Raw genomic sequence first — 20,365 nt, 5'->3', positions numbered from 1 at the left:
AAAAATAAATATTTTTATCTATCCCAATTACCTTGGGTAAATAAAGAATGAGAAACATCCAAATAACAGTTGTAATTATTCTCACTTTCGTCACTTTGACACCTTCTTCTTACTGCAATATGGCCAGACTCTTCCACAACTGCGCCCGTTTGCTGATGGATACTATTTTACTGAATCAACGATTTTTTTTGCATCTATCAATGACAAATCGTATTTCTCTCTCAATGATTTCACAGTCTTTACTTCTGTTGAACTTTTTAATATTTCTTTTGCTTCATTTTTTATATCGCCATATTCTCCAGTTTTCTCCAAAAGTCTAAGTTTTTCTTTTTTTAAAGCACTATTTTGACGCATTAAACTGATACCCCAACCTAAGAGCAAAAGCATAATTAGTATTGAGCTTATTTCTGACCACTGCATCTAAATGACCTCCCTATAATTTAATTTTAACAAATTCTTATTTCATAATCTGGCCCGATTCCAGTATAATTTTTATTCCAGAATTGCGCCCGTTTGAAGAATTAACTCTTTGATGTTAATGACGACTTAAAGGTAATAATTAATAAAAACAAAAATCCGATAGAACCACCTGTCGCAAGTAATTTAGCAGCCATTGGTTCCTTATTAAAAAAAGTGTATATACCAAAAACCAGAAATATTGTAATTATTGTTCGAGAAACCAATAATAAAACATTTCCTTTTTTATCTTCATATAGCTTTCCTGGTGACAAGTTACCCCCTCCTTATCGATGATTAACTTTAATTTTAACATATTTTACTTCACAATCTGGCCCTTATACGCAATATGGGCGCTGCTCTTTATTAAGGAATCGTCAGCAATAGGTAAGCGTTTGAAGTTATCTCCGGCTTTTCCCCTGCTCCACACGGAACGTGCAAGTTTCCCCGCATTCCGCGTTCCATCTAACGTAATTTACTCGATTATAAGTTCCTCGTTACTTCGTGTTTGGAATTTCTAGATAGGTTCAAGCTTACATTTATCACGGAAGCGATTGACTTTTTCAATCATCGTCCCTGTAAGCTGAAATCTTTCTATGAGTTCATAAATCATCTTTTTTTCCTTCGTATGAATCAATCGGTGTACATCTTCGTGAAGAATGCGAAGATTGTTAAACTGGTCGTTTCCGCCAAGGCTTAACGGTACATAGTGATGGCAATGGACCTCTGATGCTGGCACTTCCGTGCCAGTAATTTCGCATTTCCCCATCTTCATACTATATCGACTGATACGGTTATCTATATATTCAACACTCCGATTCGGTAGCGTTGATTTCATTAATGCACCAATTTCTGATTGAATATCCGGCTGTAGTTTATTGTATATCATTTTCCTACCTTCTTTGGTGAAAGGCGTCATTGCCGGAGTAAATCCTATGGTGTTCTGCGTTTTCACATCCGCCAACGGAAATAAATAGACACCAGCTACTCGAAACGTTTTAAAGCTGCGACGGTATATCTTTTTATAGGTCGGCGGCGCGTTAGCTGGATGACCATATTTACCTACTGGTCTGAGATGATTGTATATGAACGCACCTAAATCATAGGCAAGACGTGAGAACTCGAGATTGACCTTAGTGGCTTTTCTGAAGTACTGATGAATCCCCAGTACAAAGCTGTTAAAGCGTAACGCATTAAGCGCCGAAGGCGAAGACCTCATTCTTCGAATCAGTTTTCGAGCTTCTTCTTTAATTTGACGCTTTTTGTCGGTTTTAATACCGGTACGCGCAACTCTTTTCTTACGCTTTTTATCGGCACGAATAGTGAAGCCTAAAAATTCGGATTCACGTTTCCGCAGGTTTACAACTTGTGATTTTTCGGGCGAAATATCCAATTTTAGGCGGTCTTTAAGGTAGAGCCTTACGGCATGATACCACCTATGTGCCGTTTTACCGTCTTTACAAAGAATTTTAAAGTCGTCCGCGTAGCGGACGAGGTAGCCTTCTTTAAGATTAGTGCGCTTTTTGGCTTGTCTTTCACCTACTTTGGATTGATAAGGTTTGGATAGCGGGAAGAATTCCCATTGTCCCGCAACCCATTGGTCAAGGTCGTTAAGAACGATATTCGCCAATAAAGTTGATAACAGACCGCCCTGGGGCACACCTTGTGTAGGTATGCCTTCTCCGTCTATTTCAGCTTTCAGCATTCTGCCGATACAGGCTAATACTTTTCGGTCTTGAATCCCCATGTTCCATAGCTGCTTTATAAGCAGGGTATGGCTTATATGGTCAAAGAAACTTCTAATATCAACATCAACCACAAAATGAAAGTGGGATAAATTGATAAGTTGTTGGACCCTTGCCATAGCATGGTGTGCCGAGCGTAGTGGTCTAAATCCGTAACTATGGTTATAGAATTTAGCTTCCGCAATCGGTTCAAGTACCTGTTTAAAGCTTTGTTGGATAATGCGGTCCAAGATGCAAGGAATGCCTAGCGGTCTAAACTTTCCGTTTCCTTTATCAATCCATTTTCGTCTGACTTTCTTGGGACGGTAATTGTCAAGTTGTCTTCGGACTTCCAGTAATAATTTTTCTTCAGACCACGTTTTAATATCGTTAATGGTACGCTTATCGGTTCCGGGTGTTCCGGAGCCTTTATTTGATTTTATAGTACGATAGGCTAATAAAATGTTTTCTCTAGATGTGATGACATCATAAAGATGAGAAAAGGATTGGTGCTTCAAGCTTTTGTCGTACAAATCTGTGAAAGTCTCGGTCATTTCATAGTAATCCCAATATCGTAAAGCTTGCACTGTGGCATCCCACCTTTCGGAGCGATGTTCCCACGTTCCTACCCGATCGGTGCAATACACGTTTGGAAAATAATCTTTCATTTCGTTAGACTTGGGGCTATTCCTCCACTCTCATTACAAGAGATTCATCAGTCATACCCCTACCCTCGCAAGGATAAATGTCTTTTGGCAAAAAGCCTTATGACAAACGTTTTGGATGACAGTCCTTGTTTCAACGTTCCTTGTTTTCCAAGTCCCTTACAATCTAGCTATCGATACTGAACTTAGGTGTTCCCTGGAAGCCTGTGAGCTGGATACCGCCTTAGTCCGGTATAGCGTGTTTCAGAGGGCGCATTTTTACTCCACACCACTCACCCCATCGTCGGATGGGACATAAGTTTCCTTATGTTCAATCTTTAGACCTGTATATTCGGTTGTTCGTCAGTTTCATTGCGCTGAAACCATTCTCACCATATTCAGTTTTTCAGCCGTGCGGCATATCCGTTGACGTACCTTCTCCGAAGGAGTGGCTTTAGCCTTCGTTCTGCCGAATCTACCTGTACTTCAAACCCCTTGACCTGTCAGTCATGACGCATGCAGGAGTATTGACGGGATGGTTTTGGGAAACATGGTTCCCTCATTCCCATCCTTGATTGTAAAGTTGGGATTGTCCGATAGCTAATCCCCTGCATTTCACGCTTCAAAACGCTTATAGCAGAACTTGTCGAGCGGCGCCCGATTGCGGTAAGAATTGTGGTATGAATCATCAAACAATCGGTTCTGCTTTATTCGATAATTCAACAATAGTATTCTCTTTGTTTAAAATCGATATCTTGATTTGCATACCACTGATAATATTGTAGAGCCACATCTTTTGGAATATCAGATATTTTAGCTAATTTGATTGGACTAGCACGTGTTGAAATTTGAACAGAGGCAAGACCCAATTTTTGTTGTAGCAAGGACTCCGTAATTTTAAGTTCTTCGATCTTTGTTCGTTTGGTTACAAATAATCTTGTTAAAAAACCTCCCCTTTGAAATTGAATGAAAGGAGGATTGAGTTTATATTTACTTTGGAAGCTACTTATTAATTGTGAAGTGATAACAATAACAAACAAAGATAATGCTATATACCAGAGTTCTGGCCAAAAACTGATAATTACTGCCGGTCCTGCTATCCACAAATAACTAGAACGTACTAGTTTCATGAAAATAGCTTTTCGAGGAATACTTATCATTTCTAATTCAACAGTAAATTCCGGCAATATCTCTGAAATTAATAACGTTGCCCTATCTTTCTTTATAAATGGAAACAGGGTATTTGAAGTTTTCATTTCCTCTTCATCCATATCACTTACACTAACCATTTTAACTCTCACAAAGCGAAAAGCCCTCTGAATAAAAGTTGCATGTAAATTTATTGCTTGTACTTTTTCTTTTGGAATTGAAAACTCAGTTGTATTGAATAAACCTTTTTGAATAAAAATCCGATTTAAATCGGAGGAGACTGTAAAATTCCGATATTGTAAATAGGTTTTTGAGATTCCATAAACTAGCGATAATGCCAAAAGGGCAACAATCCCGAGTAAAGTTAACGGCCATGACTGCTGGAAAAAGGAAATAACGGCATTAATGTAATTGTCTACTGAAATATAATTTGCTATCTCAGCATAAACAGAATAAATTACCGCGATAAAAATTATAAATCTTAGTGATATAATTGAAGCAATAAACATTTCTTTCGATGTTATCTTATAATGATTTTCTTTAAAAGAATGCTTTGATGTAGGGTCTGCGGGTATTTGTTCATTCTGTTCACTTTTATTCTTAAGAGAGTCAAATTGATCTAAAAATGCCTGTATTCGTGTAGCTTCTTCATTAGATATTGCTTTGAGTTTGATGGAAGAATCATTTATACTAGAACCGGCGTTTATCAAAAGTGTTGTAAGACCAAAAACCCGATAAAAAACAGTTGTTTTTCTGTTAATGCCTTGAATATAATCTAACGGTATAAAACGTTTCTTTTTGATAAAGCGACCTTCATTAATACATATTTCATTATCAGTGAAAAAGTACTCAAAGTGTCTCCAATCAAGAATAATTGATATTGGTTTATAAACTAAATAGAAAATCATCACTGCTATTCCAAGTTTGGCATAAATGGAATCAAAATTAATACCTATAATCACAATAAAGAAAACAACAATAAGAATTAATTCTTTTATGGAACTGATAAAAGAAAACAGCATCCATAACGGATGCATTCGCTTAAATGATTGGTTCAACGCATTCAAGTCCTCTCATTATTTGTTCGCTCGTTAATACCTGATAAAAAGGCAATATACTCTCGTAATTCCGTTGCTTTTTCTTTAGAAACAGCAGGTATCTCATGTACATAAGCCATCGTACCGATCTTCACTGTAGATAAACCATATTTTTTTAAAAGTGGTCCCTGACTCGTATTTACATACTGCACTTTCACTATTGGAATAATTAAATGATTTTTAAATATAAATCCACCATGTTTTAATTGAATATAGTGTCTTTCGATTTCATAACGCCATGTTCGCTGTTTATAAATAGGAATACAAAATATTTCAAATGCAGAGGAAATAGTCGATATAATAATAACAGCGTAAATAGCAAGCTTTATCCAATTTGGCCAACCGTAATAATGTTGCAAAAACAAAAAAACACCTAGTAACAAAAGACTTACAAAGTACATAATTATATTGCTCAATCGCCACATTTTCACAGCATTTATCGAAATTCTTTGTTGTGGTTCTTTCATCATGGCATGCTCTCCTCCTCCCTCAATAACTTGATGTTTTCTTGAAATTCCTTTTATAAGTTTTTTATCAATTTAAAAAATGCGTACAACAATTATAACTCTATAAATAACACAATTAAGTTATTTAAAATTTTTATTGTTTTTTATTTTAACATATAAAAAGTGAAAATACCCACAATTGAGGGAGTGAAACATTCCTTCAGTTGTTAGAATTTTAATATTAACTATAAGAAACACACTGATTCAAACCGAAATTTTAGCATAACTAATGGATAGCAAAATAACATAATGACAATAAATATTGTCATTACGTTAAAAACGCCGTTAATTTATATGCTAAAATGACTGCTATTACATCTAAAACACTAATATGACAACAAAAATAAGCACACCAATTGATCGTTTATTGTTAATTTAGATTTTCTCCACAGTAAGTGAACTACTTATAATAACCATACGTTTCTCCCTTATCTAAGTTCAAGGAATGATTGTTAATAGAAACTTTATAATCATTCTCCCAGTTAACGTCAACATTTTCTATGCCTTCCTGGAAATAAATTCTTTTCTTAAACCAAAGTGGTCCATTTATTTCGCCCCTTACGCCAAATGAACCTGTTGCACCTGCATCAAAATAATAAAAGTCAATCATATAACTATCATCAGGGGAACTTACTGACTTTATATCTTCATTCACTGCTAATGATGAAAAAAAGGCTGTAAATGACATCACTAGAAAAAGTGCCAAAGCTGTCAATGGTGACAGGATTACGGTTAACCAGCTGCGCGTTTTAGTGCGCCAGTTTCTTTTATCTTTAAAACCAATAATTCCTAAAATAAAGGCAGCCAAACTTATTAGAAGTAAAACATAATTCGGTGGTGCAATTAACCAACTGATGTTGGAGTTAATATTAGAATATAATGAGTAAACTGCTACTCCTGCACAAATAAGGATTAAATAAAATGACCATAAATTATAGCTCTTACCCACAAAACCACACTCCAGACACTTAAAAATTTTTTAATGAATTACTTTTCTTTTGTCTTCCACATATATAAGTTGTAGAATAACTGTCCCGCTTACTGCGTATATTTTAGCATAAATATCTCGGCATCTTCGAAATAATTCCCTGATTAATTTTAATTATTCAAAAATTAATATACAGAATAATGGTGAAAATCATAAGTGTTTTAACAATTAAAATGATGTACAATAGCAAGGGACATAAATTTATGTCCTGAAAGTGGGGAAATTTATATGAGCACAAAGCGTAAAAAAGTTATTTGGGGGACAGGAATTGGTGGATTTGTTGCCCTCATTATAATTTTTATTTCTATAATGACTTGGTACTATCCATTCTCGCCTTTTAGCATCGGTAAGAGTTACTCATACACGCCCGAGCAGGAAAAGCATAACGGTAAAACCTATGAAGAAGAGGTTGACGAATTTAAAAGTTCTTATGAAGAAAAATTTCCAGAGTTGGCAACAAGTAATGAAACCGTCGATAATACCCGATTTATTTTGCCTATCTTTGAACAAAATTGGCTAACTGATACCGAGCAAATGACGCCAGATAAACTGGATACAATAGCTTTTAAAGTGAAACAGACTAAACAACAACTGCTGGAACTTATTGTTAGTTCGGATTATACAAAAGCTCAAAAAGAAAAATTAGTCACTAATATAAATAGTTTCACAGAATTAGAAGAAAAGATTAGAAGAGTTAAGAATAACAAATATTATTCAAGAAGTGAATTAGATAATATGCTTGACCAAAGGGGGCGTCAATAATTTTGTGTAAATGACCCTATCCCTTTTGAATTTAGTTAGCCAGTGTTTTAGTCGTTTAAACTTGTTCCTCCAGCGATTCAAACATCTGCAGTAATTCAGGCTTTGCTTTTTTGAAGCCTCTGTGGCACCGCATACCGAACTTATGGTTATAATCTAAAAACTGGGTCACCAGGAAACGTTCCAGGGCATCTTCATTTGGAAATTGTTCTTTGCGTTTGACGTAGCGTTTGATTTCCTTGTTAAATCCTTCGATGAGGTTTGTTGTATAGATGCTGGATCGGATGGATGCCGGAAAATCATAAAACGTTAATAAGCGATCCTGTTTCATCACGGCATCGACAGCACGTGGATACGTCTTATGCCATTTGTTTTGAAATTGTTCCAGGGCATTTAAAGCATCCTGGCGGCTTTCAGCCTCATAGACAGCCCTGAAATCATCCAGAATGACGGCACGATCTTTCACACGTACTTTGTTAGCGATGTTGCGGGAAACATGAACGCAGCACACCTGATGTTTAGCCTTGGGATAGACACGATGCAGCGCATCCGTCATGCCGTTCAAGCCGTCCGAAATGAAAAGAAGGACGTGTTCAACACCGCGATCATATAAGCGCTGAACGAGCTCCTCCCACACCTCGGCGGATTCCGTTGGGGCGATGGTGAAGTCGAGCACTTCTTTGCCGCCATCTTCCGCAATGCCAATGGCGATATAGACCGATTCCTTTTCAACGCTTTGACGCCGGATTGGAATTTGCGTGGCATCCAGATAAATGCAGACATAACGCTGTTCCAGCGTTCGCTCATGAAAAGCCTTAACATCTTCTGACACAAGCTGTGTCAGGTTGGATACAGTTTGTTTGGAATAGTGCTGACCATACATTTTTTCGATCAAATCGGCGATTTCATCCGTTGTGATGCCCTTTTCGTACAGGTGGATGATAAACTGTTCCAGTGTGTCGTTGGAACGTTTATAGGGTGCCAGGGTTTGTTGCTGAAAGGCACCGTTGCGATCTCTGGGAATATGCAGCTCAAGGTTGCCGTATTCTGTCTTAAACGTACGGCCATAAAATCCGTTACGGGAATTACCAGAGTTAACGCCAGCCTGCTCATAAGGCTCATAGTCCAGAAAAGCTGTTAATTCGTGTTTTAAAAGCTGATTGATCGCTGTTTCCAAGTGATGGCGAAAAACTTCTTCAATATCCTGTTTTTGGGCTAGTGATTCAAGCAAATCTGTAGTAAGATGGCTCATAGGGAAGACCTCCTGTGGGTGTGTTTTGGCTAACTCTATTCTACAGGAAAGGGTCTTCCTTTTTCTATGACCATTATTGAGTCATTGCGATTTACACAAACTATTTTACGCTCTCTGACCAAATTCGAGGAGGTTTTACAGGCATATTCACATTCTATGTATCCTTTTATGAACAGGTCACATAGAAAAGAATACTTTTCCACAAACGGAGCATTGACTCTGCCAAAGACTTTGAAGCTGATAATGCCGGGCTAATTTATAGTAGCTATGATGCTATAAGTGTCCAGGAGGAGTTGATTAAAATAATAAAATATCTGTTTCCTTTCTTGCTATTTATTTGTCTTATTTTAGCTTCCTGCAGTGTAACTTTAAACACTATTTTGCATTTTTTTAGGCGTAATTATGCACTGTAAATTGATATATAAAACCTAATCCCCCTTTAAACGAGAGAAATTAGGCTTATGATTTTCTATAATCGCGCCCGATCGTATAACGAAAGAGTCGTTTTAAGTTAATAGTTTCCGGTAGACAAAATTAATTCGGACACATTGATTATTCTCCTGTATCTGCAAAGCCTTTAATTCGTTCTCCTATTTCATCACGAACGCGCTGAAATACTTGCCATATTTCTTCTTCCGTACCTTCTGCTTTTGCCGGGTCATCAAAACCCCAATGTTCTCTTCTAACATGGGGTGGTGTCATTTGACATCTATCTTCCGCATCCGCGCATAAGGTTACTGCCATCGTTGTATTATTCAAAAACGCTGCATCAATTTTCTCTGATTTTTGTTCAGAAATATCGATTCCAACTTCATTCATGGCTTTTACTGCGTTTTCGTTTAAACCATGTGCTTCAATGCCAGCACTCCTAATTTCCCATTCGTCTCCAAGGTATTTTTTAGCCCAGCCTTCTGCCATTTGACTACGGCATGAGTTTCCTGTGCACAGAAAATAAATCTTTTTTTGAGACATCCTAATTCTCCTTTTACATTATATTCTTCTTTTTGATAAAGCTTTTGAAAGATAAACAATATAGGAACTGCGAAAGAACATCCCACCTTACGATATTCCTCCCCAGAAGCTACATAACCCTATAATCAGATTCTTATAAAAAGGACAACGTTAAGAAAAGTCCCAGTAACGTTATAAACAGGATCGGAATGGTTAAAATTATCCCTGTTTTAAAATAAGTACCCCATGAAATCTTGACGCCTTTTTGCGACAAAACATGAAGCCACACTAAGGTCGCAAGTGAACCGATTGGTGTAATCTTTGGTCCCAAATCAGATCCAACGACGTTTGCATAAATCAGCGCCTCTTTGATAGCGCCGGAAGAATCGGTTTCAGCAATCGCCAGCGCATCAATCATCACGGTTGGCATATTGTTCATGATGGAAGACAAAAAAGCCGCAATGAAACCCATTGATACAGTCGCCACGAATAATCCCTGTTCTGCGGCCGCCTCAATGACGCTGCCCAAAGCACTCGTCAGTCCGGCATTCCCTAATCCATAAACAACCACATACATACCCAGGGAGAAAAACACGATATCCCAGGGTGCACCTTTTACCACCGCTTTTGTATCCACCGCCTTGCTTTTTCTCGCCATAAGTATGAAGAATATCGCTATAACCCCTGCAACAATAGAAACAGGAAGCATAATGAACTCACTTAAAAAGTAACCGACCAATAATACGCCAAGAACATACCATGATAAGCGAAACATCTTATGATCTTTAATGGCATCTTTAGGTTCACTTAATTGAGAAACATCATATGATCTCGGTATACTTTTTCTGAAATAGATTAATAATACGGTTATTGTTGCGGCCAATGCAAAGAAGTTTGGAATAATCATTCGGGATGCATATTCCACAAACCCAATATCAAAGAAGTCAGCTGACACAATATTAACAAGGTTGCTGACAATAAAAGGCAGTGAAGTCGTATCCGCGATAAAACCGCTGGCCATGATAAACGGAAAAATCATTTTTTCTGTAAAGTTTAAATTCCGAACCATTGCAAGAACAATAGGTGTAAGTATTAATGCTGCACCATCATTGGCAAAAAGGGCAGCTACGACCGCTCCTAAAATACTAATATAGACGAACATCTTGATTCCATTACCTTTTGCAATCCGTGCCATATGCAGTGCTGCCCATTCAAACAGTCCAATTTCATCCAGTATCAAGGAAATAAGTATAATAGCAACAAAAGCCAGGGTAGCGTTCCACACAATTTCCGCTACTTCTATGACATCGCTAAAACCTACTACGCCTACTAATAAGGCAACGATAGCTCCACCAATGGCAGACCATCCAATATTTAACCCTCTGGGCTGCCAAATAACTAAAACAAGTGTTACTAAAAAGATTAAAACAGCTAGTATCAACATTGATGACAAAAATATTCCCCTCCACTTAACAACAAATAATTCGCGTACCTTTTTCGTCCAACTCTTTCAGTTTGTGATCCTGACTAGGTAATTGGTCAAGAATTGGCTGAACAAACGGATAATATTCATTGTTTTTATTTATGGAGTAAAAAATCCATTGTCTTTTTCGTTCTTCCTTAACCAATCCAACATCTCTTAATTTCCTAAGATGTTGACTAATGGATGGTTGGCTTGCTTTAAAAATCTCAACAAATTCACAAACACAACAAGCTTGATTATCAATTAATTTCATCATCGTCAACCTTGTTTTATCGCCCATTAATTTTAAAATAACCGCAGCCTCTTCCATTTCAATGGCTGTTTGCAGCATACAAATTCCTCCCTCCATTACAATATTATTATATAACTATTTGCTTATATAAACAATGAAAAAGTAGACGAATATGTGAATGTATTTAAAAATCGTTACTCGGAAAATATGTGCGTTAAAAGAATCCATTTCAACAGTTTATGAGGAGGCTGTAAACTGGTCAAACATTACTCGATTTCATTCTCTAATTTTTGATAAGCTAATAAAAAGTTCTTATAGGTTTCCTTCCCAAAACGGCTTTCATTTGTTCCAAATAACTGTTTAAAAGCAATGTTCTTTGTTTCTTCTAGCGGACATTCATTCACATTCATAATCAACTTTATATAAGACTTAAAATAATCTTGAGTTAGTGTTCCTGCATGATTAACAACCATTACCTGTCCCCCTTTCAGATCTGAAGGTTTATTTATGACTTTTTCAGCAAGAAAGATAAACTTAGTGGAAACAAACAAAGGACTTACTTAAAAGTCCTTTGTTTGGGTGCTAGAATAAGTGATGACTGTTTAATTCATTAAGCTTCTTTCTGGTGCTTTTCACTGTTCTTATCGGTCTCACCACAGCAACTGTCGTTTTCGGTTGATTTGACTTCTTCAATTTCAACACTGCAACAGTCCTGATTGGGCTTGGAGAACAGCTTTTTCAGTCCTGACTTTTTCTCTGCCATGCTTATCACCTCCTTCAAAGGATAATGTGAAGGATAAATCCTGTACTAATAGCTACAATCAAAATAGAAGCCACAAATGTAATCACTAATTTCTTTTTAAAAAGCTTACTCAACAGGAGAACCTCGGGAATACTTGCTCCGGCTCCCCCAATTAAAAGGGCGATTACAGGACCAATCCCCATCCCTTTGCTCACCAGCGCATCACCGATAGGTAAAATGGCTTCTGCCCGAATATACATCGGAATACCGACAACGGAGGCGATTGGAATCGTCCAGGGGTTATCGCCTCCTGCATATTTAACGATGAAATCTTGTGGAATAAAGTCATAAATAAACGCCCCAATAAAGACCCCAATCAATAGGTAAGGCAGCAATGGATAAAAGAATCCCCAAGCATCTTCGAGCGCTAATTTCCACTTGGATTTTTCGATATTATCGTCTTGACTGCTTCCTTTTCTGACGTTGACATTTTTAACGGAATGTTCAAGCCCCAGTGCTTTCCAAACAACACCAATCAGCACAGCAAATATCCCAACAATAATCACGTAATAAAGGGTCAATTGCCATCCCAGTAATGTCCAAAGTAAGATGACGATAACAGGGTTCAAAAGTGGAGAAGCAACTAAAAATGACATTGATGGACCAAACGGAGCCTTAGATGATAATAACCCTGCTAAAATAGGAATCGTTGAACAGGAACAAAACGGAGTCAATGCTCCCAGACCAGTTCCATACAGATAACCACTCCATTTATTTGGGCGATCCAGTACTCGTTTAATCCTATCCTCGGTCACCTTTTGTTGTAGCCAACTAACCAAAAAACTGATGAAAATAAATAAAACTGTTAATTCCAAGAGAAGCTTAAAAAATGTTTGTAAGAAACCCAAAAAACTATCCATCGTATTTCCTCCGTCTAATACATCAAATAAAATTGATATTTTAATCAAAAATATTTGATCTATTGGTTAAAAATTTATTTTTTTTCGGGATAAAAAACACAGCACAATTCTTCTGACAAGAGTGCTCGAACCTTGTCATCATTCAAACGGTAATAATTCCACGTACCGATTTTTTCACGTTGAATGAGATCAACATCAAGTAAGATTTTTAAATGATACGACAACTTTGATTGAGGCAGATTTACGATTTTAACTAAATCACAGACACAAACCTGACCTCGCTGGTTCAACTCATACATGATTTTCAGGCGAAGTTGGTCAGCTAAAGCCTTGAATTTTGCTTCATAGGTTTTAAGTAATTCTTCTTGATCAACGTTATCAATTCGATTTAAAACTGGCATATGTACACTCTCCTTAGATCAAATTTTTTTGATTTATTAATTATTGTATTAGTTATGATTTAAAGTTGCAACCATATTAATCAAATTTTTTTGATTAACCGATTAAAAATTTTCACCCTGTGACTCCTGCCCTTTTATATGACAGTACATGAAAGATTTCTTAAACAATATGGTACGATTGTTTAATTCTGTCTAATATATGTTGTATTAAAAATGAATGTTTTTGATACTGATGTGCTGACCTGTTTTTTCTTAATAAATTACAGGATTATTAGTTTCAAAAGTTTATTCAAAAACTATGTATTTAAAACCTCCCTTAATGATACAATTGATTAGAAAGGTGGTTTTTTTATTGCCTCAATATATTTATGGATATGCAAGAGTCAGTACCCAACAGCAAGATTTATCCCGACAGGTAGATTTATTGAAAAAGTATAATTGCAATGAGATATTGACGGAAAAAATGACAGGGACCAAAGCCGATCGTCCTGAGTTAACCCGTTTGAAAGATAAAGTAAGACCTGGAGACATGGTTATTGTTGAAAGTTTCTCGAGACTCGGGAGAAGTACGAAGGATTTAATCGATCTCGTTAACTATTTTGAAGAGCATGAGGTGAAATTGGTCAGCAATAAGGAAAACTTTGATACATCGACGCCTCAAGGCCGGTTAATGATGACCGTGTTTCAGGCGTTCAGCCAATTCGAAAGAGATCTGACCGTTGAACGAACGAAAGAAGGACTGCAGGCTGCAAGATCCCGGGGAAGAAAAGGTGGACGCCCCACCGTTAATCAAAAAGCCATATCAAAGGCCATTAAGCTATATCATACCGAGGAATACAGTGTTAACGAAATTGAGGATATGACTGAAATTAGCAAGGCTACGCTATATCGTTATTTAAATAAAAATAAGAACTCTTAATAAGGAAGAAAATGATCAAAGGTAGTGACCCCACAAAGTTAGAGTTTTTTATTAAGCAACTGTTTGGCTGGTTTGAGTTCGGTATTGTACTGGACTTAAGCCAGCCACCGATTGAGTGTTTCATGGGTTATGTCGGACAACCATTTGATGAAAGTATGTTGTCTCGATTAATTTGACAAATCAGATTATTTAAAATATCACAGAAGGGCTGTGTACTTTCATTTTAAAAAAGGGGCATAGTCCCAAAGTTATTTAAAATGTCATGATATGGATTTGTGTGCTTTCTGATTGGGTGTTTAATACAATTTTCGCTTGGACGGGACAGATGTTACAAACAAAAGTCACCCCTCCACGTTCCCTTTATCTTTCATTTTCAAAGCATAACCATTGTAAAACACTCTTATATTGTATACAATACACATAATAACATTATTTGAGGTGTCATAATGCCAGAGCCCACATTTAATCCAAAACCATTAAAAGCACAAGCCCAATCCATTTTGAAAGAAGCGATCATTAACGGAGAATTGACCGAAGACATGCCGATCACAGAAAGGCTTGTACTGGAAAATTATCATATTAGCAAAACGCCGTTTCGAGAAGCGATCCAGAGTCTCGAAGCCCAGGGTTGGGTCAAAAATGTCCCTTATAAAGGAACGTATGTCATACCGTTAAAGGAAAAAGATATCGAAGATATTTTCGAACTGCGCTTGTTGCTTGAGCCGTCATTGCTCACCAAAATGGACGAGACGCAAATCAAAGAGATGACAGAGATTGCCGAAGACATGAAAAACAGCCATGCAAATTTGTCTGATGAGGAACTGATGCTGCTGGACCAGCAATTTCACCAGGTTCTTTACAAGAGTTCAAACAACCATCGACTCATGCAAATTTTCGACGGAATTAACGAGGCTGTCCGCCGTATTGGTATGCAGGTGCTGAACTATCAAACGAGACGAGAAGAGCTTATCCGCGAACATGAACAAATTGTTGCGGATCTCAAAAATGATACCGAAGCAGAGGCGATGAAAACTCATCTACGTAACCAGAAGCAGGCATTTATAAGCATCATCGAACACTCACCATGAAAGGAGCACCTATGTTGAAAATCATTCGCATCATTGTCCAAATTGTCGGCCTGTATGTCATCTATCTCATCGGACAAGGGATCCAGCATGTGACAGGCCTACCAATTCCCGGCAGCATTATCGGCATGATCTTATTGTTTTTCCTGTTGTTGACCGGCATCATCCGTCAAAAGCGGCTCGCATACGGCTCGTCTTTTTTACTTGCCTGGCTTCCTTTATTGTTTTTACCATCGGCCATCGGTGTGATAAAATATGAGTCTTTTTTTGCCCATAAAGGATTGTGGCTTATCATGCTAGTCTTCGTCAACACCGTTTTCATCATGGCCATCTCTTCTTTAATCGGCCAACGACTCGCTACCCGCGACACCAAAAAAAGGAGCCTTGAGCAATGATCCTTGCGATTGTGATTATTCTTGCTACCGTCGGAATTTATATTTTAGCTGTGAAATTGTACAGCCGTTTTCCAATGCCGTTGCTGCTGCCGATCTTCACCTCTGCGATCGTCATTATTTTTATACTGGATGGATTTCAAATTCCATACCATGTCTATATGCAAGGCGGAACGTGGATCAACCATCTGCTCGGCCCAGCGGTCGTCGCCCTGGCCTTCCCGCTTTATCAAGAGTGGCATCTTGTCAAACGCCATTTCGTGCCGATTCTGGGTGGCGTCCTCACCGGATCGGCGCTTGCGATTGTCGGGATGTGGGCTGTCGCGTCCATCTTCGGGATCAAACGTCAAATGATACTTTCGTTATTGCCGAAGTCCGTCACCACTCCTGTCGCCATCGACGTAGCGAAACAAATCGGGGGATTGCCTTCGCTGACCGTAACGTTCGTCATGATTGCGGGGATCGGTGGCGCACTTATTGGCCCTTACTTGTTTTCGTGGCTGCACATTCGCCATGAACTGGGTAAAGGCATCGGGTACGGCAGTGCTTCCCATGCGATCGGCACATCCAAAGCACTTGAAGATAGCGGCACGACTGGTGCAGTTAGCTCTGTCGCGATGATTTTGTCCGCACTTGTCATATCGGTGGTCCTTCCCGTGTTGTTCACCTTCATAACATAAAGCTTCTTGATTTCACCTTTTCAGTCCTGATTTCCTGTCATCGTTCTATTTATTGCAATAGAGATGGGTCGAATTGGCTTGATAAAGGCAAAATGAAAATTAAGTTAGATCCGAAAAGGGAAAAACGAATTAACCGTCCCTTTTGTCCTGAAGATTTTACGTCTGTAAAATCTTTAAAAGAGGAGGTTTTGATGATGTGAAAATCGTAAACGGCTTATCCATGGTGGTCTTAGGATGATGAATGCAACTCCGGAAACACTATTGAATAAAGAGAGGAGTAAGAAGATGGCAAAAATCAAAGCGAATGATGCATTAGTCAAGGCGCTTAATCATTGGCAAATTGATCATGTTTATGGAATACCTGGTGATTCAATCGATTCCGTGGTAGATGCCCTTAAAAAAGTTGAAAATGAGATTAAGTTCTATCACGTTCGCCATGAAGAAGTGGCAACACTTGCCGCAAGCAGTTATGCAAAATTAACCGGGAAGATTGCCGTCGCATTAAGTATTGGCGGCCCCGGCGCGATTCATTTATTAAATGGGATGTATGACGCGAAAATGGACAACGTCCCGATGCTCGTCTTTGCCGGGCAGGTTGCAAGCAGCGTAATGGGAACAAAATTCTTCCAGGAGGTTGATTTGCCTTCTGTATTTGAAGATGTAGCTGTGTATAATAAACAACTTGATTCTCCGGATAACATCCACGAAGTTGTAAATGAAGCGATTCAAACGGCTTATCAAAGAAAAGGTGTTGCGGTACTGACAATTCCGAGTGACATTCTTGATACCAAAATTGAGGACCGGGTTCCCTATGAAACCTACACATTTGAAAATCCACAAAATGAATTCACGGATTCGGATATCAAAGAAGCAGCAGCCCACCTGGACAAGGCGAACAAACCCGTTGCTCTGGTTGGGGTTGGGGCAAAAAACGCAAAAGATTCGTTACTTCAGTTCATCGATCATGCAAAAATACCTTCAGTGATCACTTTGCCGGCAAAAGGGATTGTGCCTGACACACATTCGAACTATTTAGGGAATCTGGGCAAAATTGGTACGAAACCAGCGTTTGAAGCCGTACAAGATGCTGATTTACTGATCATGATTGGAACCAATTATCCCTATTCCAATTACTTACCCAAAAGCGACATTCCCAGTATCCAAATTGACAATGATGCCTCGAATATCGGCAAGCGTTTTCCTGCAACGGCGGGAATTGTCGCTGATGTGGAAGATGCTTTGCAAGCATTGATCAAGGAAACAAACCAGGTCATGAAACGATCATTCCTCGATGCTTGTATGGAAAATATGAGAACCTGGAATGAGTGGATGCAAGAAGATAAAGAAGATCATTCAAAACCCATTCGCCCGGAACGATTAATGGCTGAAATTGCGCATATATCGGATCCTGACGCGATATTTTCTATCGATGTTGGTACAGCAACAGTTTGGGCAACACGTTACTTGAAGCTAGACCATGGACAAGATTTTCTCATCTCAAGTTGGTTAGGTACGATGGGATGCGCCCTACCGGGGTCAATAGCTAGCAAAATTGCTGAACCCCAAAGACAAGCCATTTGTATTACAGGTGATGGTGGATTCTCCATGGTGATGCAGGATTTTGTCACAGCAGTCATTTATGATTTGCCCATAATCGTGATCGTACTGAATAACAGTGAATTATCCTTTATTAAATATGAACAACAATCGGCGGGTGAATTAGAATACGGCATCGAGCTTGGAGATATTGACTATGCCAAATTTGCTGAATCCTGCAATGGCATAGGTTATACCGTGACTGAACCTGAACAGATTGCCCCTACACTTGAAAAGGCGAAAAACGCCAATAAGCCGGTTGTTGTAAATGTTTGGGTTGACCCGGACGCCGCCCCTCTTCCAGGTAAAATCATCTGGGATGAGGCCGTGGGTTATGCCAAATTTGAACTGAGATCAGCATTAGAGGAAAATAAATTGAAAAAAATGCCACCCCTTAAAACAGTGATGCGAAGAATCTTTTAAAAACGATTCATGTGATTATATAATAAAGAGAGAAGGTGTGAGTGCGCCCGGGTTTGCAACGAATCAGCGCACTAATATTCTCCCTGCAGAAAAGAGGTACCAGGAAATGAACAACAGACAAAAAAAAACCGAAGTGATCCTCGTTGGTGCCGGAGTCATGAGTGCAACTGTGGGCACGCTTCTAAATAAATTAGAGCCGCACTGGCATATTACACTGTTTGAGAAGCTCGACAAGGCGGGAAATGAAAGTTCTAATGAATGGAATAATGCAGGGACAGGACACGCAGCCCTGTGTGAACTAAATTATACGACGGTAAAGCAGGATGGATCCATGAATATAAGCAAGGCGGTTGAAATTAATGAACAATTCCAGGTTTCAAGACAACTCTGGTCTTATCTGGTGGACGAGAATCAAATTCGTGACCCGCAGGCGTTTATTCGACCCTTGCCCCATATAAGTTTTGTGCATGGTGAAGATAATGTGAAATTCTTGAAGAAACGGTTTGAAGCACTGTCAAACCATCCACTGTTTGAGGGGATGGAATATTCCGAGGACCTAGAAACATTAAAGGAATGGATCCCTTTGATGATGGAGGGCCGTACATCAAAAGAACCGATAGCGGCTACAAAAGTTGCCTCTGGAACAGATGTTAACTTTGGAGAACTAACGCGTAAAATGCTTGCCAATCTAGAAAATCAAAATAATGTGGACATCTATTACAATCATAGGGTGGATGATATCAAACGTATAGCGGACAATTCATGGGAGGTCAAGGTGCGTAACTTTGAGGACGATATGCTTGAATACCATACGGCGAATTTCGTTTTTATCGGTGCCGGTGGAGGAGCCTTGCCTTTACTCCAAAGAACGGGGATTCCCGAAAGCAAGCATGTTGGTGGATTCCCGATAAGCGGTGAATTCTTGATTTGTGATAATCCGGAAATTGTCGATCAACATCATGCAAAGGTATATGGTAAAGAGCCCGAGGGCGCCCCACCCATGACAGTGCCACATCTTGATAGCCGCCATATCGCGGGTAAAAATATTTTGCTATATGGACCGTTCGCGGGTTTCACGCCTAAATTTCTGAAGGCTGGATCTTATATGGATTTATTGGGCTCTGTTGAACCAAATAATATCTTTACTATGCTGGCAGCAGGCGCAAAGAACATGTCATTAATCAAATATTTGGCCCAACAGCTGTTGATGTCAAAAGAACAACGTATGAAGGAGCTCAGGAATTTTGTGCCAAATGCCAAAAATAAGGACTGGGATACACTAGTAGCAGGACAACGCGTTCAGGTACTTGAAGATACTGAGACTGGTGGTAAAGGGACACTTCAATTTGGTACAGAATTAATTTCTTCCAAAGACAATACGATGGCCGCGTTGTTGGGAGAGTCACCAGGTGCTTCAACTTCTGTTTCGATTGCGTTGGATGTTATCAAAACATGCTTTCCAGAATATCTAGAAGAATGGGAGACGAAAATCAAGGAAATGATTCCATCTTATGGCGAGTCATTGGCGGAAAACCCAGAACTTTTTCATAAGGTTCACCATTCAAGTTCGTGTACACTCGGTTTAGTGGAGAAGAATAAAAAAATGACCCTTCACTAAATGATTGGATTTTTCTTAGAAGTACAGGTTTCACGTGTAGAAGACATTTTTCTGGTAAAAGGGTACGCAGATGGTGTCCTTTTTTTAGTGTCTCGCTTAATTTTACAATCTAGGACTTTAAAATAACTGATTATCGTAGGCCATAGAGTATTATTTTCCCTAGAGGTTTCCACCAAATTGAGGTTCAGTAATGATCACGACCAGATGGGAGTGGCCCATCTACACGCAGTGGTTTTTATTTGCTTACGCTGCATAAAACAACTGCGTGTTTACGATGGGAGTTCATGCAAAGATTATTGAATATATAAGAGTCGATGGAACGACTTTTATATTAATTTTCCTGCAGGG

20 protein-coding genes and 1 pseudogene are annotated in these 20,365 nt (G+C 38.7%); 7 read left to right on the top strand and 14 right to left on the bottom strand.

Annotation, left to right across the window (positions count from 1 at the left end; genetic code table 11):
* Positions 1-162 precede the first annotated feature (162 nt).
* The 6 genes from ACZ444_RS14295 to ACZ444_RS14270 all read right to left on the bottom strand — a co-directional run bounded on the left by ACZ444_RS14295 (position 163) and on the right by ACZ444_RS14270 (position 6,525).
* The gene (locus ACZ444_RS14295; RefSeq protein ID WP_382357924.1) at positions 163-420 is read right to left on the bottom strand and encodes a hypothetical protein; all 258 of its coding nucleotides are present in this window, start codon (positions 418-420) and stop codon (positions 163-165) included.
* A gap of 101 nt (positions 421-521) precedes the next feature.
* On the bottom strand, positions 522-731 hold the full coding sequence (locus ACZ444_RS14290) for a hypothetical protein (RefSeq protein WP_382357923.1): 210 nt from the start codon (positions 729-731) through the stop codon (positions 522-524).
* Positions 732-973: 242 nt separating this feature from the next.
* Positions 974-2,767, bottom strand: a complete 1,794-nt coding sequence (gene ltrA, locus ACZ444_RS14285; RefSeq protein ID WP_382359188.1) for a group II intron reverse transcriptase/maturase — start codon at positions 2,765-2,767, stop codon at positions 974-976.
* 776 nt (positions 2,768-3,543) lie between these two features.
* On the bottom strand, positions 3,544-5,031 hold the full coding sequence (locus tag ACZ444_RS14280; protein ID WP_464433475.1) for a PH domain-containing protein: 1,488 nt from the start codon (positions 5,029-5,031) through the stop codon (positions 3,544-3,546).
* Between the two features lie 5 nt (positions 5,032-5,036).
* On the bottom strand, positions 5,037-5,540 hold the full coding sequence (locus ACZ444_RS14275) for a PH domain-containing protein (protein ID WP_382359284.1): 504 nt from the start codon (positions 5,538-5,540) through the stop codon (positions 5,037-5,039).
* Between the two features lie 436 nt (positions 5,541-5,976).
* Positions 5,977-6,525, bottom strand: coding sequence for a DUF5412 family protein (locus ACZ444_RS14270; RefSeq protein ID WP_382359281.1), 549 nt, complete (start codon positions 6,523-6,525; stop codon positions 5,977-5,979).
* A 267-nt stretch (positions 6,526-6,792) separates the two neighbouring features.
* Here ACZ444_RS14270 and ACZ444_RS14265 point away from each other — a divergent pair, with 267 nt between their 5' ends.
* A complete protein-coding gene (locus tag ACZ444_RS14265) occupies positions 6,793-7,326 on the top strand; it encodes a hypothetical protein (RefSeq protein ID WP_382359279.1) in 534 nt (177 codons plus the stop codon).
* Between the two features lie 55 nt (positions 7,327-7,381).
* On the opposite strand, the gene ACZ444_RS14260 is transcribed toward ACZ444_RS14265, so the two are convergent.
* From ACZ444_RS14260 to ACZ444_RS14225, 8 genes are all read right to left on the bottom strand, one after another.
* On the bottom strand, positions 7,382-8,575 hold the full coding sequence (locus tag ACZ444_RS14260) for an IS256 family transposase (RefSeq protein WP_464433219.1): 1,194 nt from the start codon (positions 8,573-8,575) through the stop codon (positions 7,382-7,384).
* Between the two features lie 552 nt (positions 8,576-9,127).
* The gene (arsC, locus tag ACZ444_RS14255; RefSeq protein ID WP_382358412.1) at positions 9,128-9,547 is read right to left on the bottom strand and encodes an arsenate reductase (thioredoxin); all 420 of its coding nucleotides are present in this window, start codon (positions 9,545-9,547) and stop codon (positions 9,128-9,130) included.
* Positions 9,548-9,680: 133 nt separating this feature from the next.
* Positions 9,681-10,970 carry an arsenic transporter gene (locus ACZ444_RS14250; protein WP_382358471.1) on the bottom strand — a complete coding sequence of 430 codons (1,290 nt, stop codon included), beginning with the start codon at positions 10,968-10,970 and terminating at the stop codon, positions 9,681-9,683.
* Between the two features lie 25 nt (positions 10,971-10,995).
* Complete coding sequence (locus ACZ444_RS14245) at positions 10,996-11,340, bottom strand: ArsR/SmtB family transcription factor (protein WP_382358413.1); 345 nt, start codon at positions 11,338-11,340, stop codon at positions 10,996-10,998.
* Between the two features lie 167 nt (positions 11,341-11,507).
* Positions 11,508-11,714: a hypothetical protein gene (locus tag ACZ444_RS14240; RefSeq protein ID WP_382358415.1), complete on the bottom strand. Its 207-nt coding sequence runs from the start codon at positions 11,712-11,714 to the stop codon at positions 11,508-11,510.
* A gap of 137 nt (positions 11,715-11,851) precedes the next feature.
* Positions 11,852-12,004: a hypothetical protein gene (locus ACZ444_RS14235; RefSeq protein ID WP_382358416.1), complete on the bottom strand. Its 153-nt coding sequence runs from the start codon at positions 12,002-12,004 to the stop codon at positions 11,852-11,854.
* 14 nt (positions 12,005-12,018) lie between these two features.
* Positions 12,019-12,903, bottom strand: a complete 885-nt coding sequence (locus ACZ444_RS14230) for a permease (RefSeq protein WP_382358417.1) — start codon at positions 12,901-12,903, stop codon at positions 12,019-12,021.
* A gap of 74 nt (positions 12,904-12,977) precedes the next feature.
* Positions 12,978-13,304: an ArsR/SmtB family transcription factor gene (locus ACZ444_RS14225; protein WP_382358418.1), complete on the bottom strand. Its 327-nt coding sequence runs from the start codon at positions 13,302-13,304 to the stop codon at positions 12,978-12,980.
* Between the two features lie 352 nt (positions 13,305-13,656).
* On the opposite strand from ACZ444_RS14225, the pseudogene ACZ444_RS14220 reads away from it, so the two are divergent.
* From ACZ444_RS14220 to mqo, 6 genes and pseudogenes are all read left to right on the top strand, one after another.
* Positions 13,657-14,220, top strand: a pseudogene (locus ACZ444_RS14220) (recombinase family protein); the annotation flags it as partial.
* A gap of 449 nt (positions 14,221-14,669) precedes the next feature.
* Positions 14,670-15,311 carry a GntR family transcriptional regulator gene (locus ACZ444_RS14215; protein ID WP_382358419.1) on the top strand — a complete coding sequence of 214 codons (642 nt, stop codon included), beginning with the start codon at positions 14,670-14,672 and terminating at the stop codon, positions 15,309-15,311.
* Between the two features lie 14 nt (positions 15,312-15,325).
* Positions 15,326-15,703 carry a CidA/LrgA family protein gene (locus ACZ444_RS14210; protein ID WP_382358420.1) on the top strand — a complete coding sequence of 126 codons (378 nt, stop codon included), beginning with the start codon at positions 15,326-15,328 and terminating at the stop codon, positions 15,701-15,703.
* The gene (locus ACZ444_RS14205; protein WP_382358421.1) at positions 15,700-16,380 is read left to right on the top strand and encodes an LrgB family protein; all 681 of its coding nucleotides are present in this window, start codon (positions 15,700-15,702) and stop codon (positions 16,378-16,380) included. Before ACZ444_RS14210 ends, ACZ444_RS14205 begins: the two co-directional genes overlap by 4 nt.
* A 285-nt stretch (positions 16,381-16,665) precedes the next feature.
* Entirely contained in the window at positions 16,666-18,399 is a 1,734-nt protein-coding gene (locus ACZ444_RS14200) for a pyruvate oxidase (RefSeq protein WP_382358422.1), read from the top strand.
* 106 nt (positions 18,400-18,505) lie between these two features.
* Positions 18,506-20,017, top strand: coding sequence for a malate dehydrogenase (quinone) (gene mqo, locus ACZ444_RS14195; RefSeq protein ID WP_464433465.1), 1,512 nt, complete (start codon positions 18,506-18,508; stop codon positions 20,015-20,017).
* Positions 20,018-20,365 lie beyond the last annotated feature (348 nt).

It is taken from the genome of Lentibacillus kimchii (assembly GCF_055381965.1).
Note: the sequence above shows the minus strand (reverse complement) of the source record. Positions and strands in the feature narration are given on the sequence as shown.

Excerpts from the sequence above, each read along its gene's own strand:
- ACZ444_RS14295 (WP_382357924.1), bottom strand. The coding sequence starts at position 420 with ATGCAGTGGTCAGAAATAAGCTCAATACTAATTATGCTTTTGCTCTTA.
- ACZ444_RS14275 (WP_382359284.1), bottom strand. The coding sequence starts at position 5,540 with ATGATGAAAGAACCACAACAAAGAATTTCGATAAATGCTGTGAAAATG.
- ACZ444_RS14265 (WP_382359279.1), top strand. The coding sequence starts at position 6,793 with ATGAGCACAAAGCGTAAAAAAGTTATTTGGGGGACAGGAATTGGTGGA.
- ACZ444_RS14260 (WP_464433219.1), bottom strand. The coding sequence starts at position 8,575 with ATGAGCCATCTTACTACAGATTTGCTTGAATCACTAGCCCAAAAACAG.
- arsC (WP_382358412.1), bottom strand. The coding sequence starts at position 9,547 with ATGTCTCAAAAAAAGATTTATTTTCTGTGCACAGGAAACTCATGCCGT.
- ACZ444_RS14250 (WP_382358471.1), bottom strand. The coding sequence starts at position 10,970 with ATGTTGATACTAGCTGTTTTAATCTTTTTAGTAACACTTGTTTTAGTT.
- ACZ444_RS14245 (WP_382358413.1), bottom strand. The coding sequence starts at position 11,340 with ATGCTGCAAACAGCCATTGAAATGGAAGAGGCTGCGGTTATTTTAAAA.
- ACZ444_RS14240 (WP_382358415.1), bottom strand. The coding sequence starts at position 11,714 with ATGGTTGTTAATCATGCAGGAACACTAACTCAAGATTATTTTAAGTCT.
- ACZ444_RS14235 (WP_382358416.1), bottom strand. The coding sequence starts at position 12,004 with ATGGCAGAGAAAAAGTCAGGACTGAAAAAGCTGTTCTCCAAGCCCAAT.
- ACZ444_RS14230 (WP_382358417.1), bottom strand. The coding sequence starts at position 12,903 with ATGGATAGTTTTTTGGGTTTCTTACAAACATTTTTTAAGCTTCTCTTG.
- ACZ444_RS14225 (WP_382358418.1), bottom strand. The coding sequence starts at position 13,304 with ATGCCAGTTTTAAATCGAATTGATAACGTTGATCAAGAAGAATTACTT.
- ACZ444_RS14215 (WP_382358419.1), top strand. The coding sequence starts at position 14,670 with ATGCCAGAGCCCACATTTAATCCAAAACCATTAAAAGCACAAGCCCAA.
- ACZ444_RS14205 (WP_382358421.1), top strand. The coding sequence starts at position 15,700 with ATGATCCTTGCGATTGTGATTATTCTTGCTACCGTCGGAATTTATATT.
- ACZ444_RS14200 (WP_382358422.1), top strand. The coding sequence starts at position 16,666 with ATGGCAAAAATCAAAGCGAATGATGCATTAGTCAAGGCGCTTAATCAT.
- mqo (WP_464433465.1), top strand. The coding sequence starts at position 18,506 with ATGAACAACAGACAAAAAAAAACCGAAGTGATCCTCGTTGGTGCCGGA.